Raw genomic sequence first — 23,612 nt, 5'->3', positions numbered from 1 at the left:
ATTCTAGGCCGGTCGCCGGCCCAGGGTGACCCGGTCGCGCTGCTCCAGGTCCTGCACGGTCTGCACGTCGATGTAGCCGGCCTGCTCGAACAGCGCGCCGATGGCATCGCCCTGGTCCCAGCCGTGCTCGATCAGCAGCCAGCCGCCGGGCTGCAGGTGGTCGCCGCCGCCGACGATGATGCGACGGATGTCGTCCAGCCCATCAACGCCCGAGGCCAGCGCCGTGGCCGGCTCGAAGCGCAGGTCGCCCTGCTGCAGGTGCGGGTCGTCGCTGGCGATATAGGGAGGATTGCTGGCGATCAGGTCGAAGCGTTCACCGTGCAGCGGCGCGTACCAGTCGTGACCACCTTCAGCAAAACGCACGTTGCCCAGCTCATGGCGCGCGGCGTTGCGGGCCGCCACCGCCAGCGCAGCGGAACTGGCGTCGGTGGCCAGCACCTGCGCCTGCGGTCGTTCGCTGGCCAGGGCTAAGGCAATCGCGCCGCTGCCGGTGCCAAGATCGGCCAACCGCAGTGCACGGTCCGGCGGCAGGCGCTCCAGCGCCAGGTCCACCAGCAGTTCGGTTTCCGGGCGCGGAATCAGGGTGGCGGGGTCGACTTCCAGATCGAGGGTCCAGAAACCACGACGGCCGGTCAGGTAGGCCACCGGCTCGCCAGCCAGGCGCCGGCTCAGCAAGGCCTCGAACGCGGCCTGCTCGGCGGCGGGCAGTGGATCGGTGGCGTGCGCGAACAACCAGCTGCGCGGTCGCTGCAGCACATGCAGCAGCAGCAGCTCCGCTTCATGACGGGCCTCTACGCCCCCCAGGCGGCCGCTGGCGTCGGCCACGACCTGGCGCAGGGACGGTTCGAAATCGGCGGGCATGGCAGGCACTGGCGCGGGCGGTGGGCCCGCAATTGTAGAGTCTGGATACCGTTCAGGTTCGCTGGGGCGGGATTCGCTGCGGTGGGATATGAGAGACCTATCGACCGGTTTCCGCAGCCGCTGATGATTTCCCTTGTCATACAGCGGGTTGCAGGATGCAGGTGGCCTGATTCATTGCCGGCTCAGCGCACATCAATAGACTGCATCTATCAAATAGATGTAATCAATGCATTGTCCTTATCGAAATGGAACCAGTAACCTAGGTCCTGTCGATTCACCCACTCCCCTTCACCCAGAGGAAAAACGATGTCCCTGATCAACACCCAGATCCAGCCGTTCCAAGCCAACGCTTACCAGAATGGCGAGTTCATCAAGGTCTCCGACAGCACCCTGAAGGGCCAGTGGTCGGTCCTGATCTTCATGCCGGCAGCGTTCACCTTCAACTGCCCGACCGAGATCGAAGACGCCGCTGACCATTACGCCGAGTTCAAGAAGGCCGGCGCCGAGGTCTACATCGTCACCACCGACACCGAGTTCTCGCACAAGGTCTGGCACGAAACCTCGCCGGCCGTCGGCAAGGCCCAGTTCCCGCTGGTGGCCGACCCGACCCACCAGCTGACCCGCGCTTTCGGCGTGCACATTGAAGAAGAAGGCCTGGCCCTGCGCGGCACCTTCATCATCAACCCGGAAGGCGTGATCAAGACCCTGGAGATCCACTCCAACGAGATCGCCCGTGACGTCTCCGAGACCCTGCGCAAGCTGAAGGCTGCCCAGTTCACCGCCGCCAACCCGAACCAGGTCTGCCCGGCCAAGTGGAAGGAAGGCGAGAAGACCCTGACCCCGTCGCTGGACCTGGTCGGCAAGATCTAAAGCAGCACCGGCCTGCCACAGCCCCACGCTGCGGCGCGCCCATCCCCGTGCCGGCCACATCGCCGGCGTGGGGGTGAACCCAAGACGGCCGCGCCCGCATCGCCCCTTCCACAGGTCCGCGCTGCCCTCTTGGGTTCACCCCTACCCCCTCGCTGGTCCGCTACCTTCTACAGCGGTGCCACGCCCCCGTTTTGCCTGAAGCCAGGAGAAGACCATGTTGGACGCCAACCTGCAGTCGCAGCTGAAGACCTATCTGGAGCGCGTGACCCGCCCGATCCAGATCACCGCGCATGCCGACGACGGTGCCAAGTCGCAGGAGATGCTGGAACTGCTGCAGACCCTGGAAAGCCTGTCGGACAAGATCTCGCTGCAGGTGCTGCGCGACGGCCAGGGCCGCGTGCCGTCCTTCGACCTGGGCACGCCGGGCCAGGACATCCACCTGACCTTCGCCGGCCTGCCGATGGGCCACGAGTTCACTTCGCTGGTGCTGGCCCTGCTGCAGGTCGGCGGGCATCCGTCCAAGGCCACTGCCGAGCTGATCGAGCAGGTGCAGAACCTGGAAGGCGACTACCGGTTTGAAACCTATTTCTCGCTGTCCTGCCAGAACTGCCCGGACGTGGTGCAGGCACTGAACCTGGCCGCGGTGCTCAACCCGCGCATCCAGCACGTGGCCATCGACGGCGCGCTGTTCCAGGAGGAAGTCGAGCAGCGCGAGATCATGTCGGTGCCGACCGTCTACCTCAACGGCGCGGTGTTCGACCAGGGCCGCATGACCCTGGAGCAGATCGTGGCCAAGCTGGACACCAACGCCAGCAAGCGCGATGCCGAGAAGATCGCCGCCAAGGACGCCTTCGACGTGCTGGTGGTCGGTGGTGGCCCGGCCGGCGCTGCTGCGGCGATCTATGCCGCGCGCAAGGGCATCCGTACCGGCATCGCCGCCGAGCGTTTCGGTGGCCAGGTGCTGGACACCATGGCGATCGAGAACTTCATTTCGGTGAAGGAGACCGAAGGCCCGAAGCTGGCCACGGCGCTGGAACAGCATGTGCGCGAGTATGAAGTCGACATCATGGACCTGCAGCGCGCCAGTGCGCTGGTGCCCGCCGGCGAAGACGGCCTGGTGCAGGTGCAGCTGGAAAACGGCGCGGTGTTGAAGTCGCGCTCGGTGATCCTGTCCACCGGCGCGCGCTGGCGGCAGATGAACGTGCCCGGCGAAGACCAGTACCGCAACAAGGGCGTGGCGTACTGCCCGCACTGCGATGGCCCGCTGTTCAAGGGCAAGCGCGTGGCGGTGATCGGTGGCGGCAATTCCGGCGTTGAAGCGGCCATCGATCTGGCCGGCATCGTGTCGCATGTGACCCTGCTGGAGTTCGATTCCAGCCTGCGTGCCGACGAAGTGCTGCAGAAGAAGCTGCGCAGCCTGGCCAATGTCACCGTGCTGACCAGCGCGCAGACCACCGAAGTGCTGGGCGACGGCAGCCGCGTCACCGGCCTGGTCTACAAGGACCGTGTCGGCGGCGACTCCCATCGCGTCGAACTGGAAGGCATCTTCGTGCAGATCGGCCTGCTGCCGAACACCGAATGGCTGAAGGACACCGTGGCCCTTTCGCCGCGTGGCGAGATCGTCATCGATGACCGCGGGCAGACCAATCTGCCGGGTGTGTTCGCCGCGGGCGATTGCACGACGGTACCCTACAAGCAGATCATCATCGCGATGGGCGCCGGCTCGACCGCCGCACTGAGCGCTTTCGATCACCTGATCCGCTCCTCGGTTCCCAAGAGCAGCGGTGCGGTGGCCGAAGCGGCCTGATCCAACGTTCCCAGGCCATCGGGAGCACCATCAACCGGCTGGGCACGCCCTGCCGGTGCAGTACCCCGAGAGGTCTGAGGATGAACCTGCGTGACCTGAAATACCTGGTGGCCCTGGCCGATCACAAGCACTTCGGCCGGGCCGCCGCCTCCTGCTTCGTCAGCCAGCCAACGCTGTCGACCCAGATCCGCAAGCTGGAAGAGGAACTGGGCCTGCCGCTGGTGGAACGCGCACCGCGCAAGGTGATGTTGACCCCCGCCGGCCACGAAGCGGCCGCGCGGGCACGGGTGATCGTGGCCGAAGTGGAGCAGCTGAAGGAAGCGGCGCGACGCAGCCGCGATCCCGAAGCGGGCACGGTGCGCCTGGGGATCTTCCCCACCTTGGGCCCGTATCTGTTGCCGCACGTGATTCCGCGCATCCGCACGCGCTTCCCCGAGCTGGAACTGCTGCTGGTGGAGGAAAAGAGCGATGTGCTGCTGGAGCGCCTGCGCGAAGGCAGGCTCGACGCCGCGCTGTTGGCACTGCCGGTGATCGACGACCAGCTGCACGCCGAATTCCTGTTCGAGGAACCGTTCCTGCTGGCCGTATCCGGCCGCCACCCGCTGGCCACGCGCGAGCATCTGGACGTACAGGAACTGGCCACGCAGAAGCTGCTGCTGCTGGAAGACGGCCACTGCCTGCGTGACCAGGCGCTGGAAGTCTGTCGCCTGTTCGGCGCCAACGAAAAATCCGAATTCCGCGCTACCAGCCTGGAAACGCTGCGACAGATGGTCGCCGCCGACGTGGGCATCACCCTGCTGCCCAGCCTGTCGGTACAGCCGCCGGTGCCGCGCTCGAACAACATCCGCCTGCTCGACTTCGTCGGCGAGGGCCGTCCCAGCCGTCGCATCGCCATGATCTGGCGGCGCAGCTCGGCAATGAACGAGTTCCTGATGGAGCTGGCCGAGCAGTTCAAGCGCCTGCCCGATGCGCTGTTCACGCTGGAGGCGCTGGCCCCGCCAAGCGGCGATGCTGCCACCCCGCCCACGCCGGTGCTGAACGGCTGAGACACCGCAGCCGGGCATCGAAACCGGCGGGAGTCGATTCCGGCCGCATTTGTCCCCACAATACAGTCAGGCGGCGCCAGCAGGTGCCGCCTTTTGCATGGCTTTCAACCAAGGAGCGTCACCATGAACACCGCCAGCGGCCTTCCGCCGTCGATCACTGTTTCCACCCTCGACATGGACCGCCTGGACGCCATGCTCGAATCCCCGGCACACAGCCAGACGCCGGCCGCGCGCACGCTTGCCGACGAGCTCAACCGCGCAACCGTGTTGCCGCCAGACCAGATTCCCGAAGGCATCGTCATGATGCATTCGCGCGTGGAGTGCGAAGATGAAGTGTCGGGCGAGAAGCATGTCCTGACCCTGGTCTTCCCCCGCGAAGCCAATGTCGATGAAGGCAAGGTGTCCGTGCTGGCGCCCGTCGGCAGCGCCCTGCTTGGCCTGGCCGTTGGCCAGAGCATCGACTGGACCGCCCCGGGCGGCCGCAAGCTGCGGCTGCGCGTGAGCGCGGTCCACAACGACCGTCCCTGAACTGCGCTGCGAACCGCGCGCGATCAGTTTCCCTGCAATCCCCGCACCAGGAGCCGTAATGAGTACCCCGTCCAAACTGTCCCAGCTGCGCGAACTGTCCGTGGTCGTTGCCGATACCGGTGACTACGAGGCGATCAAGCGCCTGCAGCCGGTGGACTGCACCACCAATCCGACCCTGGTGAAGAAGGCGCTGGACCTGCCGGTCTATGCGGAACTGATCGAACGCGAACTGGCCTGGGGCCGCCAGCAGGGCGGCGACCGCGAGGCCGTGGTGCACGCCGTGGCCGACCGCCTGACCATCGGCGTCGGTGCGCTGCTGAGCACGCTGGTACCGGGCCGCGTCTCCACCGAAGTGGATGCCGACCAGGCCCACGACACCGCCGCGACCGTGGCCAAGGCCCGTCAGTTCATCCAGATGTACGCCGATGCCGGCGTGCCGCGCGAGAAGATCCTGATCAAGATCGCTGCGACCTGGGAAGGCGTGGAAGCCGCGCGCGTGCTGCAGGCCGAAGGCATCGACTGCAACTTGACCCTGATCTTCAACCCCACCCAGGCGCTGGCCTGCAGCGAAGCCGGTGCGTTCCTGATCTCGCCGTTCGTCGGCCGCATCCTGGACTGGTACGTGGCCAACGGCCAGACCCCGGCGAACATCGACGAGGACCCGGGCGTGGTGTTCGTGCGTGGGGTGTATGCCGAATTCAAGCGCCGCGGTTCGCCGACCGTGGTGATGGGCGCCTCGTTCCGTTCGACCGCGCAGATCGAAGCGCTGGCCGGCTGCGACCGCCTGACCATTTCGCCGGACCTGCTGGAGAAGCTCGACGCCGACCACGGCGCGCTGCCGCGCAAGCTGGTGGCCGGTGCCGCTGAAACGGTGCAGGTGACGCCGATCGACGCGGCGAAGTTCGCAGCCGACCTGGCGGCCGATCCGATGGCGACCGAGAAGCTGGCGACCGGTATCGATGCGTTTGCCAAGGATCTGCAGGCGCTGCGCGAGCGCATTCGCTCGGAACTGTGATTCCAGCCAACGGCTGAGCCCCTCGTGGCGGGGGGCTATGAGCAAAAGCCGCGCTGGGCCGGGCGGGTTGGGTTCGCGGGAGACGCCGTGAATCCGTCCCTGGAGGCTTGGCCGCCGCATCCATGCGGCGGACACTCCCGCGAACCCAACCCGCCCGACCTCTGACAGTTTCCTGCGGCCGCCCGCCACGGAAGAAAGAAAAGAAGAGCAGAAGCGGGTCGCGCGCTGCGCTTGCTCACAAGCAAACAAACAAACAAAAAGGACGCGGCGAACGCCGCGTCCTTTTTGTTTTCCATCAGTTCGTCAGTAGCCCATGCTCTTGCCCACCGTCACCGGGAAACGGTCGGGGGCGGGGCGGTGTGGGTTGGCAGGACCGTTGGCGCCATGGATGGCGCCATCGAGCCCCCATGGGTGAGGGCGCTTTGCTTGCGAAGCACTGCTTCGCAAGCGCCCGAACGCACAGCCGCCAGCGGCTGGGCTGGACCCCGGAGGGGGGTTCACGGCGTGTCCTGCCAACCCACACCACCCCGCCCAACCCACAGAAACCCAGAGCCGCTTTGGCTTTGGCTTTGGCTTCTGCCCGCCGCAGGCGGACCACCGCGCGTCAGCGCGGCACCTCCACATCCAACCCGATCGGGCAGCTCACGCCGGTACCGCCGATGCCGCAGTAGCCGTTCGGATTCTTGGCCAGGTACTGCTGGTGATAGTCCTCGGCGTAGTAGTACGTCGGTGCCGGATACACGATCTCGGTGGTGATCGGGCCATAACCCGCTGCAGCCAGCTGCGCCTGGTAGGCCTCGCCACTGGCCAGCGCCGCGGCGTACTGGGCCTCGTCGGTGGCGTGGATCGCCGAACGGTACTGGGTGCCGGTGTCGTTGCCCTGGCGCATGCCCTGGGTCGGGTCATGGCTTTCCCAGAACAGCTGCAACAGCCGCTCCAGGCTGACAACCGCCGGGTCGAACACCACCTGCACCACCTCGGTGTGGCCGGTCAGGCCCGAGCAGACCTCTTCATAGGTGGGGTTCGGGGTGATTCCACCGGCATAGCCCACCGAGGTGCTGTACACGCCCGGCTCGTTCCAGAATTTGCGCTCGGCGCCCCAGAAGCAGCCCAGCGCGAAGCGGATCTGCTGCAGGCCGGCGAAACGGTCCTTCAGCGGATGGCTGTTCACGAAGTGCTGGTTGCTGTGCAACGGCAGCGGCTGGTCGCGGCCCGGCAAAGCCTCTTCCGGGCGCGGCAGGCGCTGCTTGAAGGCCCCGATGCCGAGGATGCCCTGTCCGATTCCCAACATGATGCGCTCCTACGCCGGAAGCCCGGCAATGTCGTCGGCATCTGAAATGGGGGCGTCTGCGGCGTGGCCCAAGTCCAGCGCCGCCACGATCTCTTCGGCCTGTGGCCGCGCGGCGTCGGGGATACCGACCCGCAGCACGCCGAACAGCGGCAGCTCGCCCATGCCGCCCAGCAGCGACTCGCCGAACACGAACGCCGGGATGCCGGCGTCTTCCAGCGCGTGCTTGACCAGGTGGGCGTCGAACAGATTGTCGGCCTTGTACACGATGTGCATGCGGCAGCTCCGTGGGACAGGATTCCAGCATACGCCCGGGGGCTGAATGGTGCCGCTGCGCTCGCCGGGCATGGCCCGGCGCACCGGTGCGGGATGGTAGCGCCGGGCCATGCCCGGCGAGCGTAGCGGCACCCCCGGGCAGCCCTTCCCGGTAAGCGTTAGACTGGCAATCTTTCTGCCTTTCTTTCGCCGACTCATGTCAGAGCACACCCCCGCCAGCCCCGAGACCCCCGCCGACAGCCACGAGAAGCGCGATTTCATCCGCCAGATCGTGCGCGAGGACCTGGCCAGCGGTAAGCACCAGGCGATCAAGACCCGCTTCCCGCCCGAGCCGAACGGCTACCTGCACATCGGCCATGCCAAGTCGATCTGCCTGAACTTCGGCGTCGCCGGCGAGTTCGGCGGCGTCTGCAACCTGCGTTTCGACGACACCAACCCGGCCAAGGAAGACCCGGAGTACGTGGCCGCGATCCAGGACGACGTGCGCTGGCTGGGCTTTGAGTGGAACGAGCTGCGCCATGCGTCGGATTACTTCGACGCCTACTACCTGGCCGCCGAGAAGCTGATCGCCGACGGCAAGGCCTACGTCTGTGACCTGTCGGCCGAGGAAGTGCGCGCCTACCGCGGCACCCTGACCGAACCGGGCCGGCCCTCGCCGTGGCGCGACCGCAGCGTCGAGGAAAACCTGGACCTGTTCCGCCGCATGCGCGCCGGTGAATTCCCCGATGGCGCGCGCACCGTGCGCGCCAAGATCGACATGGCCAGCGGCAACATCAACCTGCGTGATCCGGCCCTGTACCGCATCAAGCACGTCGAACACCAAAACACCGGCAACGCCTGGCCGATCTACCCGATGTACGACTTCGCCCATGCACTGGGCGATTCGATCGAAGGCATCACCCACTCGCTGTGCACGCTGGAGTTCGAAGACCACCGCCCGCTGTACGACTGGTGCGTGGACAACGTCGACTTCGCCCACGATGACGCGCTGACCCAGCCGCTGGTCGACGCCGGCCTGCCGCGCGAAGCGGCCAAGCCGCGCCAGATCGAGTTCTCGCGCTTGAACATCAACTACACGGTGATGAGCAAGCGCAAGCTGATGGCGCTGGTCACCGAACAGCTGGTGGACGGCTGGGAAGACCCGCGCATGCCGACCCTGCAGGGCCTGCGTCGCCGTGGCTACACGCCGGCGGCGATGCGCCTGTTCGCCGAGCGCGTGGGCATCAGCAAGCAGAATTCGCTGATCGATTTCAGCGTGCTGGAAGGCGCGTTGCGCGAAGACCTGGACAGCGCCGCGCCGCGCCGCATGGCCGTGGTCGACCCGGTCAAGCTGGTGCTGACCAACCTGGCCGACGGCCACGAAGAGCAGCTGACCTTCAGCAACCACCCGAAGGACGAAAGCTTCGGTACCCGCGAAGTGCCGTTCGCACGTGAAGTGTGGATCGACCGCGAGGACTTTGCCGAAGTGCCGCCGAAGGGCTGGAAGCGCCTGGTTCCCGGTGGCGAAGTGCGCCTGCGCGGCGCCGGCATCATCCGCTGCGATGAAGTGATCAAGGATGCCGACGGCACCATCACCGAACTGCGCGGCTGGCTGGATCCGGAGTCGCGTCCGGGCATGGAAGGCGCCAACCGCAAGGTCAAGGGCACCATCCACTGGGTCAGCGCGGTGCACGGCGTGCCGGCCGAGATCCGCCTGTATGACCGCCTGTTCTCGGTGCCGAACCCGGACGATGAATCGGAAGGCAAGACCTACCGCGATTACCTCAATCCGGAATCACGTCGCACCGTCATCGGCTATGTCGAGCCGGCGGCTGCCACCGCGGCGCCGGAACAGTCGTTCCAGTTCGAGCGCACCGGCTACTTCGTTGCCGACCGCCGCGACCACACCGCAGCCAAGCCCGTGTTCAATCGCAGCGTGACCCTGCGCGACACCTGGTCGGCCTGAGCACCTGCGCGGGCGCCGCACAGGCGCCCGCGTCATCCCGGCGAGTGCCCCATCCCGTGAAGCCGCATCGCCGACCAGCGGACGCGGCCCGGCCGTGCTGCGCACGTGGCACGCACTGCCGCTGTGCAGCGGATACCGCCATCATCGTCCGTTCTTTCCTACCCATCAGGCCCTGCCATGTCCGCTGCCCCGAGTGCACTTCTGCCGCTGCTGCAACAGGTCCTGCTGGGCCGTGACATCGCCTGCACCGTCGAGGACGACGGACTGCTGCTCGACAGTGGCCTGCACCTGACACCGCACGGTGTCGCCAGCAACGAACGCGACAACGGCGGCTGGCAGACCTCCACCGTCATCGAGACCCGTCACGCGGGCTTGTTCGCCGATGGCCTGTTCGAATACCAGCACGCCAATGGCGCAACCGAACAGGAATCCCTGCTGTCCGGCTTCGAGACCTGGGTGCGGGTGGATCTGGCGACCCTGCAGGCCGCCATCGGCGCTGAAGACGCACCGGATCTGCCGATGATGGGACTGACCTACCCGACCAACGAAGACGGCCGGGAACACGAGCGCACCGTGGTGCTGGGACCGCTGGCCCATTACCGCGCCCGCGAACTGGACGACGCTGCTGCGTGCAGCGAAGACGACCACGGCTCCTGCCCCTGCTGCCTGTTCACCAGGAGCATCGACGCCTTCGACGATCTGCTGAAGGCTCATCACTTCCTGGCCGTCCGCCTGTTCGCTTCGCGCGACGAGCAGGGCCAGTGCGAAGCCGACTGCCGGGTCAACGGCCATGACTTCGCCCCTGCCCTGCCGCTGCTGCGCGCCTATGCTGCGCGCTGGCCGCAGGCGGGGCTGGAATTCCGCAAGCAGTACGTGGTGATCCGCACCGGCTCACCCTCAGCGGCCTGAATCCAGCGCGCACGCCCGGTACATGCCACTGCCGCTACACTGCGCGCCGACATCTGTTGCACCTGTTCCTTTCACTCCCAACGAGGCACCCCCGCGATGCTGTACGCGCAAGTCCACCTGACCCTTCCCGCCTGGATCCACGACCAGATCGACCTGGATCGTCGATATCCGAGCGACGAGGCCAAGGTCGCGCTGGCGATCGAGCTGTCGCGGCTGAACGTCGACCACGCCAGTGGCGGCCCGTTCGGCGCCGTGGTGTTCGGGCCGGATGACAAGGTGATCGCTGCCGGCGTGAACCGGGTGATGCCGCATTCGACCTCGCTGGCGCACGCCGAGAACATGGCCTACATGCTGGCCCAGCAGCGCCTGCAGACCCCGCGCCTGAACGCGGTGCTGTCGCCGATCACCCTGGCCACCAGCTCGCAGCCGTGCTGCCAGTGCTACGGCGCCACCGTGTGGGCCGGCATCGACCGCCTGCTGATCGGCGCCAGTTCGGCCGACGTGGAAGAACTGACCCCGTTCGATGAAGGCCCGCTGCCGGCCGACTGGGTGGGCGAGCTCAACAAGCGCGGCATCGAAGTGGTGCAGGGCCTGAACCGCGATGCGGCGCGCAGCGTGCTGCGTACCTATGGGGAAAGCGATGGCGCCCGTTACTGAGGCCGGCATCGGCCTGCTGTGCCTGTGCCGGCAGGGCTTCGAGCCCGAACTGGCCGGCGAACTGCAGTTCCGCGCAGGCGCCGCCGGTTTTGCCGGTTACGCCCGTACCCAGCGCAATGATGGCTACGTGCTCTTCATGTGCGATGAAGCCGCAGCGCTTGCACCGCGACTGCCGTGGCGCGAGCTGATCTTCGCCCGCCAGAAGCTGGTGGTGCTGGCCGAGCTGCCGCAGCTGGACCCGGCCGACCGCATCACGCCCATGCTGGACGTGCTGGCCGATGCGCCGCGCTTCGGTGATCTGTGGGTGGAGCATCCCGATTCGGATGCCGGCAAACCGCTGTCCGGGCTCGCGCGTGCCTTCGGCAATGCCCTGCGCCCGGCGCTGCGCAAGGCCGGCAAACTCAGCGACAAACCCAACGCACGCCTGCCGCGCCTGCACGTGGTGTTCGTCGATGGCACGCATGCCTTCATCTGCGTGGCCAACCCGGACGACAGTGCACCCTGGGCGTTGGGCATTCCGCGCCTGAAGCTGTTGCCCGACGCGCCTTCGCGTTCGGCATTGAAGCTGGATGAAGCGCTGCTGACCCTGCTCGCCCCGGAAGAACGCGAAGCGCTGGTGCGTCCGGGCATGCGTGCGGCCGACCTGGGCGCGGCACCCGGCGGCTGGACCTGGGTGCTGACCCGCCAGCACGTGCATGTGCTGAGCATCGACAACGGCCCGCTGCGCCAGCACGTGCTGGACACCGGCCTGGTCGAACACCTGCGCGCCGATGGCTTCCATTGGCACCCGGAGCAGCCGCTGGACTGGATGGTCTGCGATATGGTCGAGCAGCCGCGTCGCGTCGCCGAACGCATGGCCACCTGGTTCCGCGAGGGGTGGTGCAGGCACGCGATCTTCAACCTGAAGCTGCCGATGAAGAAGCGCTGGGACGAAACCCGCCTGTGCCTGGACCTGTTCCAGGAGCAGGCCGGCAAGCCGCTGGTGGTACGTGCCAAGCAGCTGTACCACGACCGTGAGGAAATCACGGTGCTGGCGTCGCCGCTGCGCTGATGAACATCCCGCGCATTTCCCTGCTGCTGTGTACCGCGGTGCTGGCGTCGCCGGCACTGGCACAACCGGCGCGCCCGCAGCCGGCACAGAGCGCCCCGCTGCGCGATGACAGTGGCGTGGTCCGCCAGCAGTCGCTGTCGGCCGGCCGCGTGACCGGCAGCGTCGACATCGTGGTGCCGCTGGGCGAAACCCCGGTAACGGTGCGTTCGCTGGCGCCGGCCAGCGTGGTCGGCCAGTACCGCATCCATTTCGCCGAGCTGGACGTGAACGCTGATGGTTTCATCAGCCGTGACGAAGCACTGGCCAATCCGGCGCTTTCCGATGAGTTCAACGCATTGGACAGCAAGCGTCGCGGCAAGCTGGACCGCGCTGACCTTGCCGGTTGGCTGATCGATTGACCCGATTCCGGTAGCGCCGGGCCACGCCCGGCGGGATCGGTGAACCGCGCTGCGCGCTCGCCGGGCATGGCCCGGCGCTACCGGCGGATGATCCGGGGCTCGCGCGCCAACCAAGGTTGGCGTCTACAGAAGCGATTCGCTGCAGACCGGCATGACCCGCTTTTGGTAGGTGCCAACCTTGGTTGGCACAAGGCCGGAAGGCTCTCACTCCAGCTGGGCCGAGGGTGCCCGATCGACGCGCCAACCAAGGTTGGCATGTACCAGAGCCTCGCCGTCACACCCCTGCGGCGCGCTTCCAGAAGGCCTGCACCAGCGGCGGCCACTTGCCTACGCAGCCCAGCGCGCGGCCACGCGCCAGGGTCAGGTGCATCTCGTCGTTGGAGAACAGCCGGTTGATCGCGTCGAAGCTGTAGGCGGCGATCTGGTTGTCGCTGCGACGCTCACGCGCCCAGCGCTGCACGCGCTGCGGCGACAACCGGGGTTGTCCACGCCGTTCGGCCGACGGCGCCAGCCAGTGCTGCAGGGCGGCGACATCGCGCAGGCCAAGATTGACACCCTGCCCGGCCAGCGGATGCACCACGTGGGCGGCATCGCCCAGCGCGAGCACGCGACCGGCCACGTAGTGGCGGGCCAGCTGCCGGCGCAGCGGGAAGGCTGCGCGCGGCGAGGCCAGCCGCAGTTCACCCAGGCGCGCGGCGAAAGCGCGGGTCAGTTCACGATTGAATGCGTCTTCGTCCAGGGCCAGTACGCGTGCGGCCTCGTCGTCGGGCAACGTCCAGACGATGGAACTGCGGCGCTCGGCCACCGGCAACAGCGCCAGCGGACCGGTCGGCAGGAAGCGCTGCCAGGCCGTGGCCTGGTTGGGCAGCTCGCTGTCCACATAGGCGACTACACCGCGCTGCTGGTAATCGTGGCGCTCGACCTCGATCCCGGCCAGTCGGCGCAGGGTCGATTCAGCGCCGTCGGCAGCCACCGCCAGTGCGGCTTCGATGCGACGGCCATCATCCAGGCGCAGGCGCACAGCGTGCTCGTCCTGTTCAAGCGCTTCCACCCGCGCCGGGCAATGCAGCTCCACGCCAGCTGCCGGCAGCGCCGCCCACAGGCGATCCTGCAGCAAGCCGTTCTCGACGATGAAACCCAGCTCGCGACGGCCGAAGCGATCGGCGTCGAACAGCAGGTCGTCGCCACCGGCCGCGTCCCACACCTGCATGCGCCGGTACGGCCAGGCGCGCGCCTGCGCGATCGTCGGCCACACGCCGAGACGCTCAAGCAACTGCACGTTGTCGGCGGCGAAGGCGAACACCCGCAGATCCGGCTGTGCGGCCTGCCATGGTGCCGGTTCACGCCCTTCCACCAGCGTTACGGCAAGGCCGGCATCGGCCAGCGCCAGCGCACAGGCGGCGCCGACCACACCGCCGCCCACAATGGCCACGTCCAGGCGTGCGCGCCGGTTCATGCGGCTTCTCCACGGCACAGGCGCGGCACATCGCCACGGAAGCCCATCGCACCACCAACCAGCATCGACTGCACCGAGGCGCGCTGTGCGGCCACCAGGCCCAGGCTGCGCAGGGGGCGCAGCAGCGGCGCCGGATTGCTGGTCAGCCGGGCAAGACCGCCGGAGAACGCCACCGTCTGCCGTCGATCTTCTTCGCGGCGGTCCACGTAGGATCGCAACAGTTCATCGCTGCCGGCATCACCCTCCACTTCCAGCAGCTCGGCCAACGTCAATGCGTCGCGCAGGCCGAGGTTGAAACCCTGCGCACCCAGCGGGTGGATGGTCTGCGCGGCATTGCCCAGCAGCACCGAGCGCTCCCCCACCAGCGTGCGCGCCAGTACCTGGATCAGCGGATAGGCACTGCGCGGGCCGGAGTCGAGCAGGCGGCCCGCCCGCCAGCCGATGGCCTGCTGCAGGCGCTGCAGCCAGGCGGTGTCATCCAGCGCCATCACCGCCTCGGCCTGGTCACGGGCAACCCCGTGCACGGTGCCGAAATGGCGGTCGCCACGCGGCAGCAACGCCGTCGGGCCGGTATCGGTGAAACGCTCCCAGGCGGTGCCATCGGGCGCGCGCTGGCTGCGCACGCGGGCCACGAACAGCGTTTGCTGGAAGTCGTGGCGATCAACGTCGATGCCCAACGCATCGCGCACGCCGCTGCTGGTGCCGTCGGCACCGACCACCAGCCGCGCCAGCAGCACCCGCTCGCCACTGTCATCGGCCACCCGCACCTGGCGGTAGCCGTCAATCACCTCGCCCAGGCCAAGGAAACGCATCGGCCGGTAGCGGCGCAGCCGTGACAACTCCTGCAGCCGGCTTTCCAGCGCCTGGCCGAAATCACGCGCCACCACCACCTGGCCGAACCATGGCCGGTCGTACTCTGCGGCATCGAGCTGCACACGGCCGAAATCGCCGGCGCGGCTGACATGGATGCGGCGGATCGGACCGGGCGCCATCGACAGCTTCTGCATGACCCCCAGCGCGGTCAGCGCGTTGATCGTGGCGGCGGCAAAACTGAGGTTGCGCTGGTCGAACACCGCCGGCAGTTCCCCGGCCGGGCTGGCTTCGAGCAGGCCCACGTCGCGGCCCAGGCGGTCCAGGGCGATGGCCAGGCTGGCACCCACCAGACCGCCACCGACGATCAGCACGTCATGTCGTTCACTCATGGGCGCATGATACGCGCTCGCCGCGCCGGCATGCCCCACGCCGCCCCGCCTGCGCCAAGCGCCGCGCCGGGCTAGAATGAAACCTGAATCCGCTCCGGCCCACCGCCATGTCCGACTCCGCCCCCCGCGCCTTCGTCCTGTCAGTGCTCGTGCTGTTGCTGGCGGCGACCCGCGTCAATCACTTCGCGGCAATCCCGGACGCCTCCTGGGCGGTGTTCTTCATCGGCGGCTTCTATCTCGCCCGCTGGACCCGCTGGGCGTTCCCGCTGCTGATGGTGTTCGCGGTGCTGGTCGACTGGATCGTGATCCGCAGCAGCGGCCTCGACTTCTGGCAGCACTACTGCGTATCGCCGGGCTACTGGCTGCTGTTGCCGGCCTACTTCGCGATGTGGGCCGGCGGCATGTTGCTGGGCCGCAACTACCGCAGCGCGCAGTGGTCGGTGCTGGGCAAGGGTGCCTTGCTGCTGGTGGCGTCGGTGGCGCTGTGCCATCTGCTGGCGCAGGGCGGTTTCTACTGGACCAGCCAGAACGTGGCCGAGCCGACCGTGGCCGGATGGGCACAGAACTACGCCCAGTGGTTCGGCCCCTACCTGCGCACCACCGCGATCTACGTGGCCCTGGCCGCCGCACTGCAGCTGGCCGTGGAGCAGGTGCTCAAGCTCCTGCAGGCCCGCCGCGACATCCACCACTGAGCCACGCCATGGGTCATCGCCTCTCGCGCATCTACACCCGCACCGGCGACGACGGCAGCACCGGCCTGGGTGACGGCAGCCGGGTCGGCAAGGATGACCTGCGTGTTGCGTCCTATGGCACCGTCGATGAAGCCAACGCCACGCTCGGCCTGTTGTTGGCCGTGCCGCTGCCGGAGGACGTCCGCGCGCTGGTGGTGCACCTGCAGCACCAGCTGTTCGATCTGGGCGCCGAACTGTGCATTCCCGGCCATGCGGCGATCCACGCCGCTGATGTGTCGGCGCTGGAGCAGCAGCTGGACCACTACAACGCCGACCTGCCGATGCTGAAGGAGTTCATCCTGCCGGCCGGTGGCGAGGCCGCCGCGCGCTGCCACCTGGCGCGCACCGTGGTCCGCCGCGCCGAGCGCGACACGGTTGCCCTGGCCCGCGTGGAACCGGTACGCAGCGAGGCGCTGCAGTACCTCAACCGGCTGTCAGACCTGCTGTTCGTGCTGGCCCGGGTGCTGGCACGGGCCGATGGCCACGGCGAAGCGCTGTGGCAACCACAGCATCGCCAGCGCTGAGCCGCCGTGCTGGTCTTCACCCATCCCGCCTGCCTGCTGCACGACCCGGGCCCTGGCCATCCTGAATGCCCGCAACGCCTGCAGGTGGTGCTCGACGCGCTGCACGAGGCCTTCCCCGGCCAACTGGATTGGCGCGAAGCGCCGCCGACCAAGTTCGGTGAACTGACCCGGGTCCACGACAGCGCGCTGCTGGATCTGGTACTGCAACCGCAGAGCGCACCGCTGCGCCAGCTGGACATGGACACCTGGACCTCGCCGGGCTCGGCCAGCGCCGCGGTGCACGCCGCCGGCGCAGGTGTCGCGGCCGTCGATGCGGTGATGCTGGGCGAGGATCCGCTGGCCTTCTGCGCGGTGCGCCCGCCCGGCCACCATGCCACCAGCAGCACCGCGATGGGCTTCTGCCTGCTCAACAACATCGCCATCGCCGCCGCCTACGCCCGCGACCGCCACGGTCTGGAGCGGATCGCAGTGGTCGACTTCGACGTCCACCACGGCAACGGCACCCAGGACATCTTCCAGCACGACGCACGGGTGTCCTACTACAGCACCCACCAGGCCGGGCTGTTCCCCGAGTCCGGCCTGCGCCGTGACCGCGGCGCCGGCAACCTGATGAACATCCTGCTGCCGCCCGGCAGTGGCGGCTTCCGCTTCCGCAACGTCTGGGCCGACGAGATGCTGCCGGCGATCGACGACTTCCGCCCCCAGCTGCTGCTGATCTCGGCAGGCTTCGACGCCCACCTGCGCGACCCGCAGGCCGACCTGATGCTGGAGACCGACGATTTCGCCTGGATCACCCGCGAACTGCACGCGCTGGCACGCCGCCATGCCGCCGGCCGGGTGGTGTCGATGCTGGAGGGAGGATACGACCTGCAGGCCTTGGCCGAGTGCAGCGTGGCCCACCTGCAGGCACTGATCGACACGCCCTCCGGCAACGGGCCTGGATGAACCCGAACCGGCAATCCGGGGAGGCCTTCATTGCCCCTATGCAAGGGATGGGGCAAGCTACCGTCCGTTTTCGCCCGAATCCGAACCGCGTGCGCCGAGCCCTCCGCCTGCTTCCCCTGCCCCTGAGCATCGCCGTCTGCCTTCCGGCATGGGCTGATGACAAGCCGCTCAACTGGGGCCTTTGCCCGGCCACCGACGTGATCCCTGCGTTCACCGACGCACCGACCCCGGTGCCCGGCCAGGACAAGGCTGCCGCCAGCGCTGCGCGCGAACAGCAGCCCACCGACATCGAGGGCGACCAGCTGCTGGGCACCACCACCGTTCCGCAGTACCAGGGCAACGTGGCGCTGCGCCGGGGCGACCAGTTCGTGGGCACCGACAAGCTCAGCTTCGATACCGAAAGCGGCAACTATGTCGCCGACGGCAACGTCCGTTACCAGGATGGCTCGATCCGGATGGTCGCCAAGCGCGCCGAGGGCAACCAGGAAAGCGACACCCACAAGATCACCGACATCCAGTACCAGCTGGTGTCCCGCCGCGGCAACGGTGAAGCCGAATCGGTCGACCTGCAGGGCGCGGTCGGGCAGATGCACCGCTCCACCTACACCACCTGCGACCCGTCGCAGCCGGTATGGAAGCTGACCGCCCCGGAGATCGAAGTCGACAACGACGAAGGCTTCGGCACCGCCCGCAACGCGGTGCTGCGGATCGGGAAGGTGCCGGTGCTGTGGGCGCCCTACTTCAAGTTCCCGATCGATGACCGGCGCAAGACCGGCCTGCTGTTCCCGCAGCTGGGCATGTCCGGCCGCAACGGTTTCGACTACGCACAGCCGATCTACTTCAACCTGGCGCCGAACTACGACGACACGTTGACCCCGCGTTACATGAGCCAACGCGGCCTGATGCTCGACAACGAGTTCCGCTACCTCTACAACGGCGGCCGCGGCGAACTGCTGACCGCGTTCATGCCCAACGACAAACTGCGCGACCGCGACCGCGGCCGGGTGATGTTCGGCGGCTACCACAACGTAGACAGCCACTGGCAGGCCCGCGCCAACCTGGCCTGGGTCAGCGACGAGCGCTACGTGGAAGACTTCGCCAATCGCCTGGTGGGCGTCACCGCGTCAAACCTGCAGAGCACCATCGGCCTGTACGGCACCGGCGAGAACTGGACGGCCGGCATCATGGCCGACCGCTGGCAGCTGACCGACTACACGCTCGACGAGCGCGCCCTGGCCTACAACCGCCAGCCGCGCCTGTACTTCAACTGGGACAAGCAGCTGCTGCCGTGGCTGGAGACCGGCGTCTACGCCGAGGCCGTGCGCTTCACCCACGACGACATCAACTTCAAGTACGGCGCCGAGGCCGGTCCCGACCTGCAGTACACGCGCAACGGCCAGACCCAGCGCATGTATGGTGGCTCGCGCCTGGATGTGAAGCCCTATGTGTCGTTCCCGATCAGCGGCGCGGCCTGGTACATCACCCCGACCCTGGCCTACCGCTACACCGGTTACGAGCTGGACCGCGGGCTGGCCGATGCCACCCGCAGGAGCATCCTGGTCTCGCAGGGCATCGACCCGAACACGGCCACTCCGGAACAGCTTCGCGGAAATACCTCGCCCAGCCGCAGCCTGCCGATCGCCAGCCTCGATGCCGGCCTGTTCTTCGACCGTGAGACGAAGATCGGTGGCAAGTCGTTCCTGCAGACCCTGGAACCGCGCCTGTTCTACCTGCGCACGCCCTACCGCAACCAGGACGAGCTGCCGATCTTCGATACCCGCGACTTCACCTTCAGCTGGGGCCAGCTGTTCCGCGATTCGCGCTATACCGGCGCCGATCGCCAGAACGACGCCAACCAGCTGACTCTGGCGCTGGGTACCCGCTTCATCGACCAGACCACCGGCAAGGAACGCTTCTCGGCCTCCATCGGCCAGATCCAGTACTTCGACGAGTCGCGGGTGAGCGTGGTCCCCGGTGGCGCGCCGGTTGAAAAGGGCAAGTCGGCCTGGATCGCCGACGGCAACTACATGATCAACGACCGCTGGACCCTGGGCGCCACCTATCAGTGGGACCCCAAGTACAAGCGCGAGGATCTGGCCAGCGTACGTGCCCGCTACCTGATGTCCAACGACGGCGTGGTCAACCTGACCTACCGTTACCGCATCAATTCCGGCGCCCCGGCCACCGCCAACAAGCATGACCGCACCCTGCTGGAACAGGCCGACCTGTCGTTCCTGTACCCGCTGAACGAGCGCTGGAGCCTGGTCGGCCGCTACTACTACTCGATCCAGGACAAGGAACCGCTGGAGATCATCGGTGGCGTACAGTGGGACAGCTGCTGCCTGGCCGTGCGCGCCGTGGCCCGCCGCTACGTGCGCAACCGCGAAGGCGAAATGAACAACTCCATCCAGCTCGAGTTCGTGCTCAAGGGCTTGAGCTCCCTCGGCCAGGACACGGACCGCACTTTGCGCCGTGCTATCCTCGGCTACAACCGCGACGACCTCTATCTCGTGCCGCCCAGCAACACCGGAGCGACCCGCGATGACTACGATCCGAATCAGATCCCATGACCAAGAGCTTCCCCGTTCTCCTCGCATCGCTTCTGGCGGTGTCCAGCGTGTCCGCCCCCCTGCAGGTTCTTGCGCAGGAGGCCCAGCCGTTGGATCGCATCGCTGCTGTCGTCGATGAGGACGTGATCCTGCAGAGCGAGCTCCAGCGTGCGATCGCCAACATCAAGGCGCAGTACGCCGGCCGCGAGGCCCAGCTGCCGCCCGATGACGTGCTCAGCCGCCAGGTGCTCGAGCGCCTGGTGCTGGTCAAGCTGCAGGTGGCCCGTGCCCAGGGCAGCGGCATCCGTGTCAGCGACCAGGAACTGACCCAGGCGATGAATGCCATCGCCCAGCAGAACGGCTCGACCCTGGATGCCCTGCGCCAGCGCCTGGCCAGTGACGGTATCGATTTCAACGATTTCCGCGCCTCGGTGCGTGACGAGATCACCGTGCAGCGCCTGCGCCAGAGCTTCGCGCAGAGCCGCATCAGCGTCAGCGAAGGCGAGGTCGATGCTGCCCTGAAGCAGCAGGCCGATGCCGGCAACCAGTTCCACCTCGCACACATCCTGGTCGCCCTGCCCGACGGTGCCAGCGCCGAGCAGATCGCCACCGGCCAGAAGAAGGCTGATGGCGTGAAGGCCCTGCTGGACAAGGGCGAACTGGACTTCAATGCGGCGGCCGTGCGCTATTCCGACAGCCCCAATGCGCTGGAAGGCGGCGACCTCGGCTGGCGCACCCTGGATGAAATCCCGGCCGCGTTCGCACAGACGATGCAGCAGATGAAGCCCGGCGAAGTGGTCGGCCCGATCCGTGGCCCGAGCGGCTTCCAGCTGCTGAAGCTGGTGGAAGTGCGTGACGCCAGCGCGGCGGCAGGCACCCACACGGTCACCGAGTACCACGGCCGCCATATCCTGGTGCGCGTGGACGATGCCCAGTCCGACGCCGCCGCCAAGGCCAAGATCGACACCCTGCGTGCGCGTATTGCCGGCGGCGCCGACTTCCAGCAGGTGGCCAAGGAATCGTCCGAGGACACCAACAGCAAGGGCCAGGGCGGCGATCTGGGCTGGTTCCCGGCCGACGCGTTCGGCCCGGCCTTCGGCCAGCAGGTGGCAGGCATCCAGGACGGCGGCGTAAGCCAGCCGTTCCGCACCGATGCGGGCTGGCACATCGTGCAGCGCGTGGGCACCCGCCAGACCGACGTCGGCAGTGACAACCAGCGCGCCCAGGTCCGCGAGACCATCGGTCGCCGCAAGCTGGAAGACGAGTACAACCGCTTCCTGCAGGAGCTGCGTGGCGAAGCCTACGTCAGCTTCCGCAGCGGTGACCGGGCGGAAAATACCGCCACGCCTCCGCAGTCCTGAGCCATGCTCCCCGAGCTCGCTCTGGTACCGGGCGAGCCCGCCGGGATCGGCCCGGAACTGTGTGTCCGACTGGTCCAGCAGCCGCGCGATGATTGCCGGCTGCTGGCATTCGCCGATCCGGACACCCTGCGCGCGGCCGCAGCCGCGCTGGATCTGCCCCTGCAACTGCTGCCCGAGGACGCACACGCACGCGTCCCCGGCGATCTGCGCCTGCGCGCCGTCGCCAACAGCGCCCCCAGCCGTTTCGGCCATACCGACCCTGCCAACGCAGGTGCGGTGATCGGCGCCCTGCTCGGTGCGGGCCAGGCCTGCCTGTCCGGTGAACTGCACGGCGTGGTGACCGGCCCGGTGCACAAGGCGGTGATCAACCAGGGCGGCATCGCCTACAGCGGCACCACCGAACTGCTGGCCGACCAGGCCGGGGTGAAGGTGGTGATGATGCTGGCCAACGACATCGTCCGCGTTGCCCTGGCTACGACCCACCTGCCGCTGCGTGAGGTTGCCGATGCGATCACCGCGCCCGGCCTGGAACACACCCTGCGCACCGTGCATGCCGCGCTGCGCCGCGAGTTCGGCCTGGCCGCACCGCGCATCGCCGTGCTTGGCCTGAACCCGCATGCCGGCGAAGACGGTCACCTCGGTCGCGAGGAACTGGATCTGGTCATCCCGCTGCTGCAGCGCCTGCGCAGCGAGGGCATGGACCTGATCGGTCCGCTGCCGGCCGATACCGCGTTCCTGCCGGCCAAGCTGGCCGGCTTCGACACCGTGCTGGCCATGTACCACGACCAGGGCCTGCCGGTGCTGAAGTACTCCGGTTTCGAGCAGGCGGTGAACCTGACCCTGGGCCTGCCCTATCCGCGCGTGGCGGTGGACCACGGCACCGCGCTGGATCTTGCCGGCCGCGGCATCGCCGATCCTTCCAGCCTGCAGGCCGCCACAACGCTGTGTGCGCGGCTGGCGCGGCAACGTACACTGAGCACATGACTTCCCCGCATTCCCCCTCCGGCCCGGTGTTTTCCGCCCCGGCCAAGAAGCAGCTCGGCCAGCACTTCCTTGCCGACCGCTACTACATCGACAAGATCGTGATGGCGGTCAATCCCAAGGACGGCGACCGCCTGGTCGAGATCGGCCCGGGCCAGGGTGCGATCACCCTGCCGCTGCTGCGCGTGCACCCGAAGATGACGGTGATCGAGTTCGACCGCGACCTGATCGCGCCGTTGACGGCCGCCGCCGAGCCCCTGGGTGAACTGACCATCGTCAACCGCGACGTGCTGCGGGTTGATTTCACCGAGCTGGCCGACGGACAGCCGATCCGCCTGGTCGGCAACCTGCCCTACAACATCTCCTCGCCCATCCTGTTCCATGCACTGGAGCATGCTGCGGTGGTCTCGGACATGCACTTCATGCTGCAGAAGGAAGTGGTCGACCGCATGGCTGCCGGTCCCGGCAGCAAGGTGTTCGGCCGCCTCAGCGTGATGCTGCAGGCCTACTGCGAGGTGACCTCGCTGTTCGTGGTGCCGCCGGGTGCGTTCAGGCCGCCGCCGAAGGTCGATTCGGCCGTAGTGCGCCTGGTACCGCGCGACCCGGCCAGCATCGACATCAAGGACCACAAGCGCTTCGCCGAGGTGGTCAAGGCCGCATTCGGCCAACGCCGCAAGACCCTGCGCAATGCCCTGAACAACGTGGTCAGCGCCGAGCAGTTCGTGGCCGCCGGCGTGCGCCCCGATGCCCGCGCCGAACAGCTGGACGTGGCTGAATTCATCGCTTTGGCCAATGCCACCTGATTACACTGCCGGTATGGAAGACGCTGACGTTTATGCCATCTCCGTCGAAGTCGCCCCGCGCTTCCTCGACGACCAATCCGCGCCGGAAGACGGTCGTTATGCGTTCGCCTATACGATCCGCATCCACAACCAGGGCCGCGTTGCCGCGCGCCTGGTCGCACGCCACTGGCGCATCACCGATGCCAATGGCCGCGTCGAGCATGTCGATGGCGATGGCGTGATCGGCGAACAGCCGCGACTGCGTCCGGGTGAAGACTTCCATTACACCTCAGGTGTCATGCTCGGCACCGAGCACGGCACGATGCAGGGCCATTACGACATGGTGGCCGACGACGGCACCGAATTCGCCGCGCCGGTCGCACCCTTCGTGCTGGCCATCCCGCGCACCCTGCACTGACACGGAGGCCGA

General features: G+C 67.6%; 23 protein-coding genes. 18 read left to right on the top strand and 5 right to left on the bottom strand.

Going from position 1 to position 23,612, the window contains the following annotated elements; translation table 11 throughout:
• Positions 1–3 precede the first annotated feature (3 nt).
• Positions 4–861 (bottom strand): peptide chain release factor N(5)-glutamine methyltransferase, encoded by an 858-nt coding sequence (gene prmC / locus CLM74_RS03750; protein ID WP_105163480.1) that lies wholly within the window; start codon positions 859–861, stop codon positions 4–6.
• Between the two features lie 306 nt (positions 862–1,167).
• Between prmC and ahpC the strand changes: the two genes are divergently transcribed.
• The 5 genes from ahpC to CLM74_RS03725 all read left to right on the top strand — a co-directional run bounded on the left by ahpC (position 1,168) and on the right by CLM74_RS03725 (position 6,127).
• Positions 1,168–1,731: an alkyl hydroperoxide reductase subunit C gene (gene ahpC / locus CLM74_RS03745; RefSeq protein WP_105163479.1), complete on the top strand. Its 564-nt coding sequence runs from the start codon at positions 1,168–1,170 to the stop codon at positions 1,729–1,731.
• Between the two features lie 214 nt (positions 1,732–1,945).
• A complete protein-coding gene (ahpF, locus tag CLM74_RS03740) occupies positions 1,946–3,538 on the top strand; it encodes an alkyl hydroperoxide reductase subunit F (protein ID WP_033830402.1) in 1,593 nt (530 codons plus the stop codon).
• An 80-nt stretch (positions 3,539–3,618) separates the two neighbouring features.
• Positions 3,619–4,584 (top strand): LysR substrate-binding domain-containing protein, encoded by a 966-nt coding sequence (locus CLM74_RS03735; RefSeq protein WP_025877947.1) that lies wholly within the window; start codon positions 3,619–3,621, stop codon positions 4,582–4,584.
• 123 nt (positions 4,585–4,707) lie between these two features.
• Entirely contained in the window at positions 4,708–5,112 is a 405-nt protein-coding gene (rnk, locus tag CLM74_RS03730) for a nucleoside diphosphate kinase regulator (RefSeq protein WP_025877946.1), read from the top strand.
• A 58-nt stretch (positions 5,113–5,170) separates the two neighbouring features.
• Positions 5,171–6,127, top strand: coding sequence for a transaldolase (locus CLM74_RS03725; protein ID WP_025877945.1), 957 nt, complete (start codon positions 5,171–5,173; stop codon positions 6,125–6,127).
• A gap of 604 nt (positions 6,128–6,731) precedes the next feature.
• Here CLM74_RS03725 and msrA read toward each other — a convergent pair.
• Complete coding sequence (msrA, locus tag CLM74_RS03720) at positions 6,732–7,397, bottom strand: peptide-methionine (S)-S-oxide reductase MsrA (RefSeq protein ID WP_059066071.1); 666 nt, start codon at positions 7,395–7,397, stop codon at positions 6,732–6,734.
• A 30-nt stretch (positions 7,398–7,427) separates the two neighbouring features.
• A complete protein-coding gene (locus tag CLM74_RS03715) occupies positions 7,428–7,691 on the bottom strand; it encodes a DUF2007 domain-containing protein (protein ID WP_025877942.1) in 264 nt (87 codons plus the stop codon).
• A gap of 196 nt (positions 7,692–7,887) precedes the next feature.
• Between CLM74_RS03715 and CLM74_RS03710 the strand changes: the two genes are divergently transcribed.
• The 5 genes from CLM74_RS03710 to CLM74_RS03690 all read left to right on the top strand — a co-directional run bounded on the left by CLM74_RS03710 (position 7,888) and on the right by CLM74_RS03690 (position 12,651).
• Positions 7,888–9,636: a glutamine--tRNA ligase/YqeY domain fusion protein gene (locus CLM74_RS03710; RefSeq protein ID WP_025877940.1), complete on the top strand. Its 1,749-nt coding sequence runs from the start codon at positions 7,888–7,890 to the stop codon at positions 9,634–9,636.
• 177 nt (positions 9,637–9,813) lie between these two features.
• On the top strand, positions 9,814–10,545 hold the full coding sequence (locus CLM74_RS03705; RefSeq protein WP_099841940.1) for a DUF6348 family protein: 732 nt from the start codon (positions 9,814–9,816) through the stop codon (positions 10,543–10,545).
• Between the two features lie 96 nt (positions 10,546–10,641).
• Complete coding sequence (locus tag CLM74_RS03700) at positions 10,642–11,202, top strand: nucleoside deaminase (RefSeq protein WP_105163478.1); 561 nt, start codon at positions 10,642–10,644, stop codon at positions 11,200–11,202.
• Positions 11,186–12,253 (top strand): 23S rRNA (cytidine(2498)-2'-O)-methyltransferase RlmM, encoded by a 1,068-nt coding sequence (gene rlmM, locus CLM74_RS03695; protein WP_025877934.1) that lies wholly within the window; start codon positions 11,186–11,188, stop codon positions 12,251–12,253. The genes CLM74_RS03700 and rlmM overlap by 17 nt, the downstream gene beginning before the upstream one ends.
• A complete protein-coding gene (locus CLM74_RS03690; protein WP_033830397.1) occupies positions 12,253–12,651 on the top strand; it encodes a hypothetical protein in 399 nt (132 codons plus the stop codon). The genes rlmM and CLM74_RS03690 overlap by 1 nt, the downstream gene beginning before the upstream one ends.
• Positions 12,652–12,925: 274 nt before the next feature.
• Here CLM74_RS03690 and CLM74_RS03685 read toward each other — a convergent pair whose 3' ends face one another.
• The gene (locus CLM74_RS03685; protein ID WP_105163477.1) at positions 12,926–14,107 is read right to left on the bottom strand and encodes a UbiH/UbiF family hydroxylase; all 1,182 of its coding nucleotides are present in this window, start codon (positions 14,105–14,107) and stop codon (positions 12,926–12,928) included.
• On the bottom strand, positions 14,104–15,309 hold the full coding sequence (gene ubiH, locus CLM74_RS03680; RefSeq protein WP_105163476.1) for a 2-octaprenyl-6-methoxyphenyl hydroxylase: 1,206 nt from the start codon (positions 15,307–15,309) through the stop codon (positions 14,104–14,106). The genes CLM74_RS03685 and ubiH overlap by 4 nt, the downstream gene beginning before the upstream one ends.
• A 107-nt stretch (positions 15,310–15,416) precedes the next feature.
• Here ubiH and CLM74_RS03675 point away from each other — a divergent pair, with 107 nt between their 5' ends.
• The 8 genes from CLM74_RS03675 (at position 15,417) to apaG (ending at position 23,600) form a co-directional block, all read left to right on the top strand.
• Positions 15,417–16,001 carry a hypothetical protein gene (locus CLM74_RS03675; RefSeq protein ID WP_025877927.1) on the top strand — a complete coding sequence of 195 codons (585 nt, stop codon included), beginning with the start codon at positions 15,417–15,419 and terminating at the stop codon, positions 15,999–16,001.
• Between the two features lie 8 nt (positions 16,002–16,009).
• A complete protein-coding gene (locus CLM74_RS03670; RefSeq protein ID WP_025877925.1) occupies positions 16,010–16,564 on the top strand; it encodes a cob(I)yrinic acid a,c-diamide adenosyltransferase in 555 nt (184 codons plus the stop codon).
• A gap of 6 nt (positions 16,565–16,570) precedes the next feature.
• Positions 16,571–17,509 carry a histone deacetylase family protein gene (locus tag CLM74_RS03665; protein WP_105163475.1) on the top strand — a complete coding sequence of 313 codons (939 nt, stop codon included), beginning with the start codon at positions 16,571–16,573 and terminating at the stop codon, positions 17,507–17,509.
• Positions 17,510–17,598: 89 nt separating this feature from the next.
• The gene (gene lptD, locus CLM74_RS03660; protein WP_234003418.1) at positions 17,599–20,079 is read left to right on the top strand and encodes an LPS-assembly protein LptD; all 2,481 of its coding nucleotides are present in this window, start codon (positions 17,599–17,601) and stop codon (positions 20,077–20,079) included.
• On the top strand, positions 20,076–21,419 hold the full coding sequence (locus CLM74_RS03655) for a peptidylprolyl isomerase (RefSeq protein ID WP_032974943.1): 1,344 nt from the start codon (positions 20,076–20,078) through the stop codon (positions 21,417–21,419). The genes lptD and CLM74_RS03655 overlap by 4 nt, the downstream gene beginning before the upstream one ends.
• A 3-nt stretch (positions 21,420–21,422) precedes the next feature.
• Entirely contained in the window at positions 21,423–22,403 is a 981-nt protein-coding gene (pdxA, locus tag CLM74_RS03650) for a 4-hydroxythreonine-4-phosphate dehydrogenase PdxA (protein ID WP_025877918.1), read from the top strand.
• On the top strand, positions 22,400–23,203 hold the full coding sequence (gene rsmA, locus CLM74_RS03645; protein ID WP_025877916.1) for a 16S rRNA (adenine(1518)-N(6)/adenine(1519)-N(6))-dimethyltransferase RsmA: 804 nt from the start codon (positions 22,400–22,402) through the stop codon (positions 23,201–23,203). The genes pdxA and rsmA overlap by 4 nt, the downstream gene beginning before the upstream one ends.
• A gap of 13 nt (positions 23,204–23,216) precedes the next feature.
• Positions 23,217–23,600, top strand: a complete 384-nt coding sequence (gene apaG / locus CLM74_RS03640) for a Co2+/Mg2+ efflux protein ApaG (protein WP_025877914.1) — start codon at positions 23,217–23,219, stop codon at positions 23,598–23,600.
• The last annotated feature ends 12 nt before the right edge of the window (positions 23,601–23,612 follow it).

Origin of the sequence: Stenotrophomonas sp. MYb57 (genome assembly GCF_002966815.1) — a bacterium.
In the GTDB taxonomy this organism is placed as follows: Bacteria; Pseudomonadota; Gammaproteobacteria; order Xanthomonadales; family Xanthomonadaceae; genus Stenotrophomonas; species Stenotrophomonas indicatrix.
This window is presented reverse-complemented; position numbering and strand designations above follow the sequence as displayed.

Bases quoted from the DNA above. Each gene is read 5' to 3' on its own strand.
- CLM74_RS03700 (WP_105163478.1), top strand. From the start codon at position 10,642: ATGCTGTACGCGCAAGTCCACCTGACCCTTCCCGCCTGGATCCACGAC.
- CLM74_RS03710 (WP_025877940.1), top strand. From the start codon at position 7,888: ATGTCAGAGCACACCCCCGCCAGCCCCGAGACCCCCGCCGACAGCCAC.
- pdxA (WP_025877918.1), top strand. From the start codon at position 21,423: ATGCTCCCCGAGCTCGCTCTGGTACCGGGCGAGCCCGCCGGGATCGGC.
- ahpF (WP_033830402.1), top strand. From the start codon at position 1,946: ATGTTGGACGCCAACCTGCAGTCGCAGCTGAAGACCTATCTGGAGCGC.
- rlmM (WP_025877934.1), top strand. From the start codon at position 11,186: ATGGCGCCCGTTACTGAGGCCGGCATCGGCCTGCTGTGCCTGTGCCGG.
- prmC (WP_105163480.1), bottom strand. From the start codon at position 861: ATGCCCGCCGATTTCGAACCGTCCCTGCGCCAGGTCGTGGCCGACGCC.
- rsmA (WP_025877916.1), top strand. From the start codon at position 22,400: ATGACTTCCCCGCATTCCCCCTCCGGCCCGGTGTTTTCCGCCCCGGCC.
- ahpC (WP_105163479.1), top strand. From the start codon at position 1,168: ATGTCCCTGATCAACACCCAGATCCAGCCGTTCCAAGCCAACGCTTAC.
- apaG (WP_025877914.1), top strand. From the start codon at position 23,217: ATGGAAGACGCTGACGTTTATGCCATCTCCGTCGAAGTCGCCCCGCGC.
- CLM74_RS03715 (WP_025877942.1), bottom strand. From the start codon at position 7,691: ATGCACATCGTGTACAAGGCCGACAATCTGTTCGACGCCCACCTGGTC.
- CLM74_RS03675 (WP_025877927.1), top strand. From the start codon at position 15,417: ATGTCCGACTCCGCCCCCCGCGCCTTCGTCCTGTCAGTGCTCGTGCTG.
- rnk (WP_025877946.1), top strand. From the start codon at position 4,708: ATGAACACCGCCAGCGGCCTTCCGCCGTCGATCACTGTTTCCACCCTC.
- CLM74_RS03655 (WP_032974943.1), top strand. From the start codon at position 20,076: ATGACCAAGAGCTTCCCCGTTCTCCTCGCATCGCTTCTGGCGGTGTCC.
- ubiH (WP_105163476.1), bottom strand. From the start codon at position 15,309: ATGAGTGAACGACATGACGTGCTGATCGTCGGTGGCGGTCTGGTGGGT.
- CLM74_RS03705 (WP_099841940.1), top strand. From the start codon at position 9,814: ATGTCCGCTGCCCCGAGTGCACTTCTGCCGCTGCTGCAACAGGTCCTG.
- CLM74_RS03735 (WP_025877947.1), top strand. From the start codon at position 3,619: ATGAACCTGCGTGACCTGAAATACCTGGTGGCCCTGGCCGATCACAAG.
- CLM74_RS03725 (WP_025877945.1), top strand. From the start codon at position 5,171: ATGAGTACCCCGTCCAAACTGTCCCAGCTGCGCGAACTGTCCGTGGTC.
- CLM74_RS03670 (WP_025877925.1), top strand. From the start codon at position 16,010: ATGGGTCATCGCCTCTCGCGCATCTACACCCGCACCGGCGACGACGGC.
- CLM74_RS03690 (WP_033830397.1), top strand. From the start codon at position 12,253: ATGAACATCCCGCGCATTTCCCTGCTGCTGTGTACCGCGGTGCTGGCG.
- CLM74_RS03685 (WP_105163477.1), bottom strand. From the start codon at position 14,107: ATGAACCGGCGCGCACGCCTGGACGTGGCCATTGTGGGCGGCGGTGTG.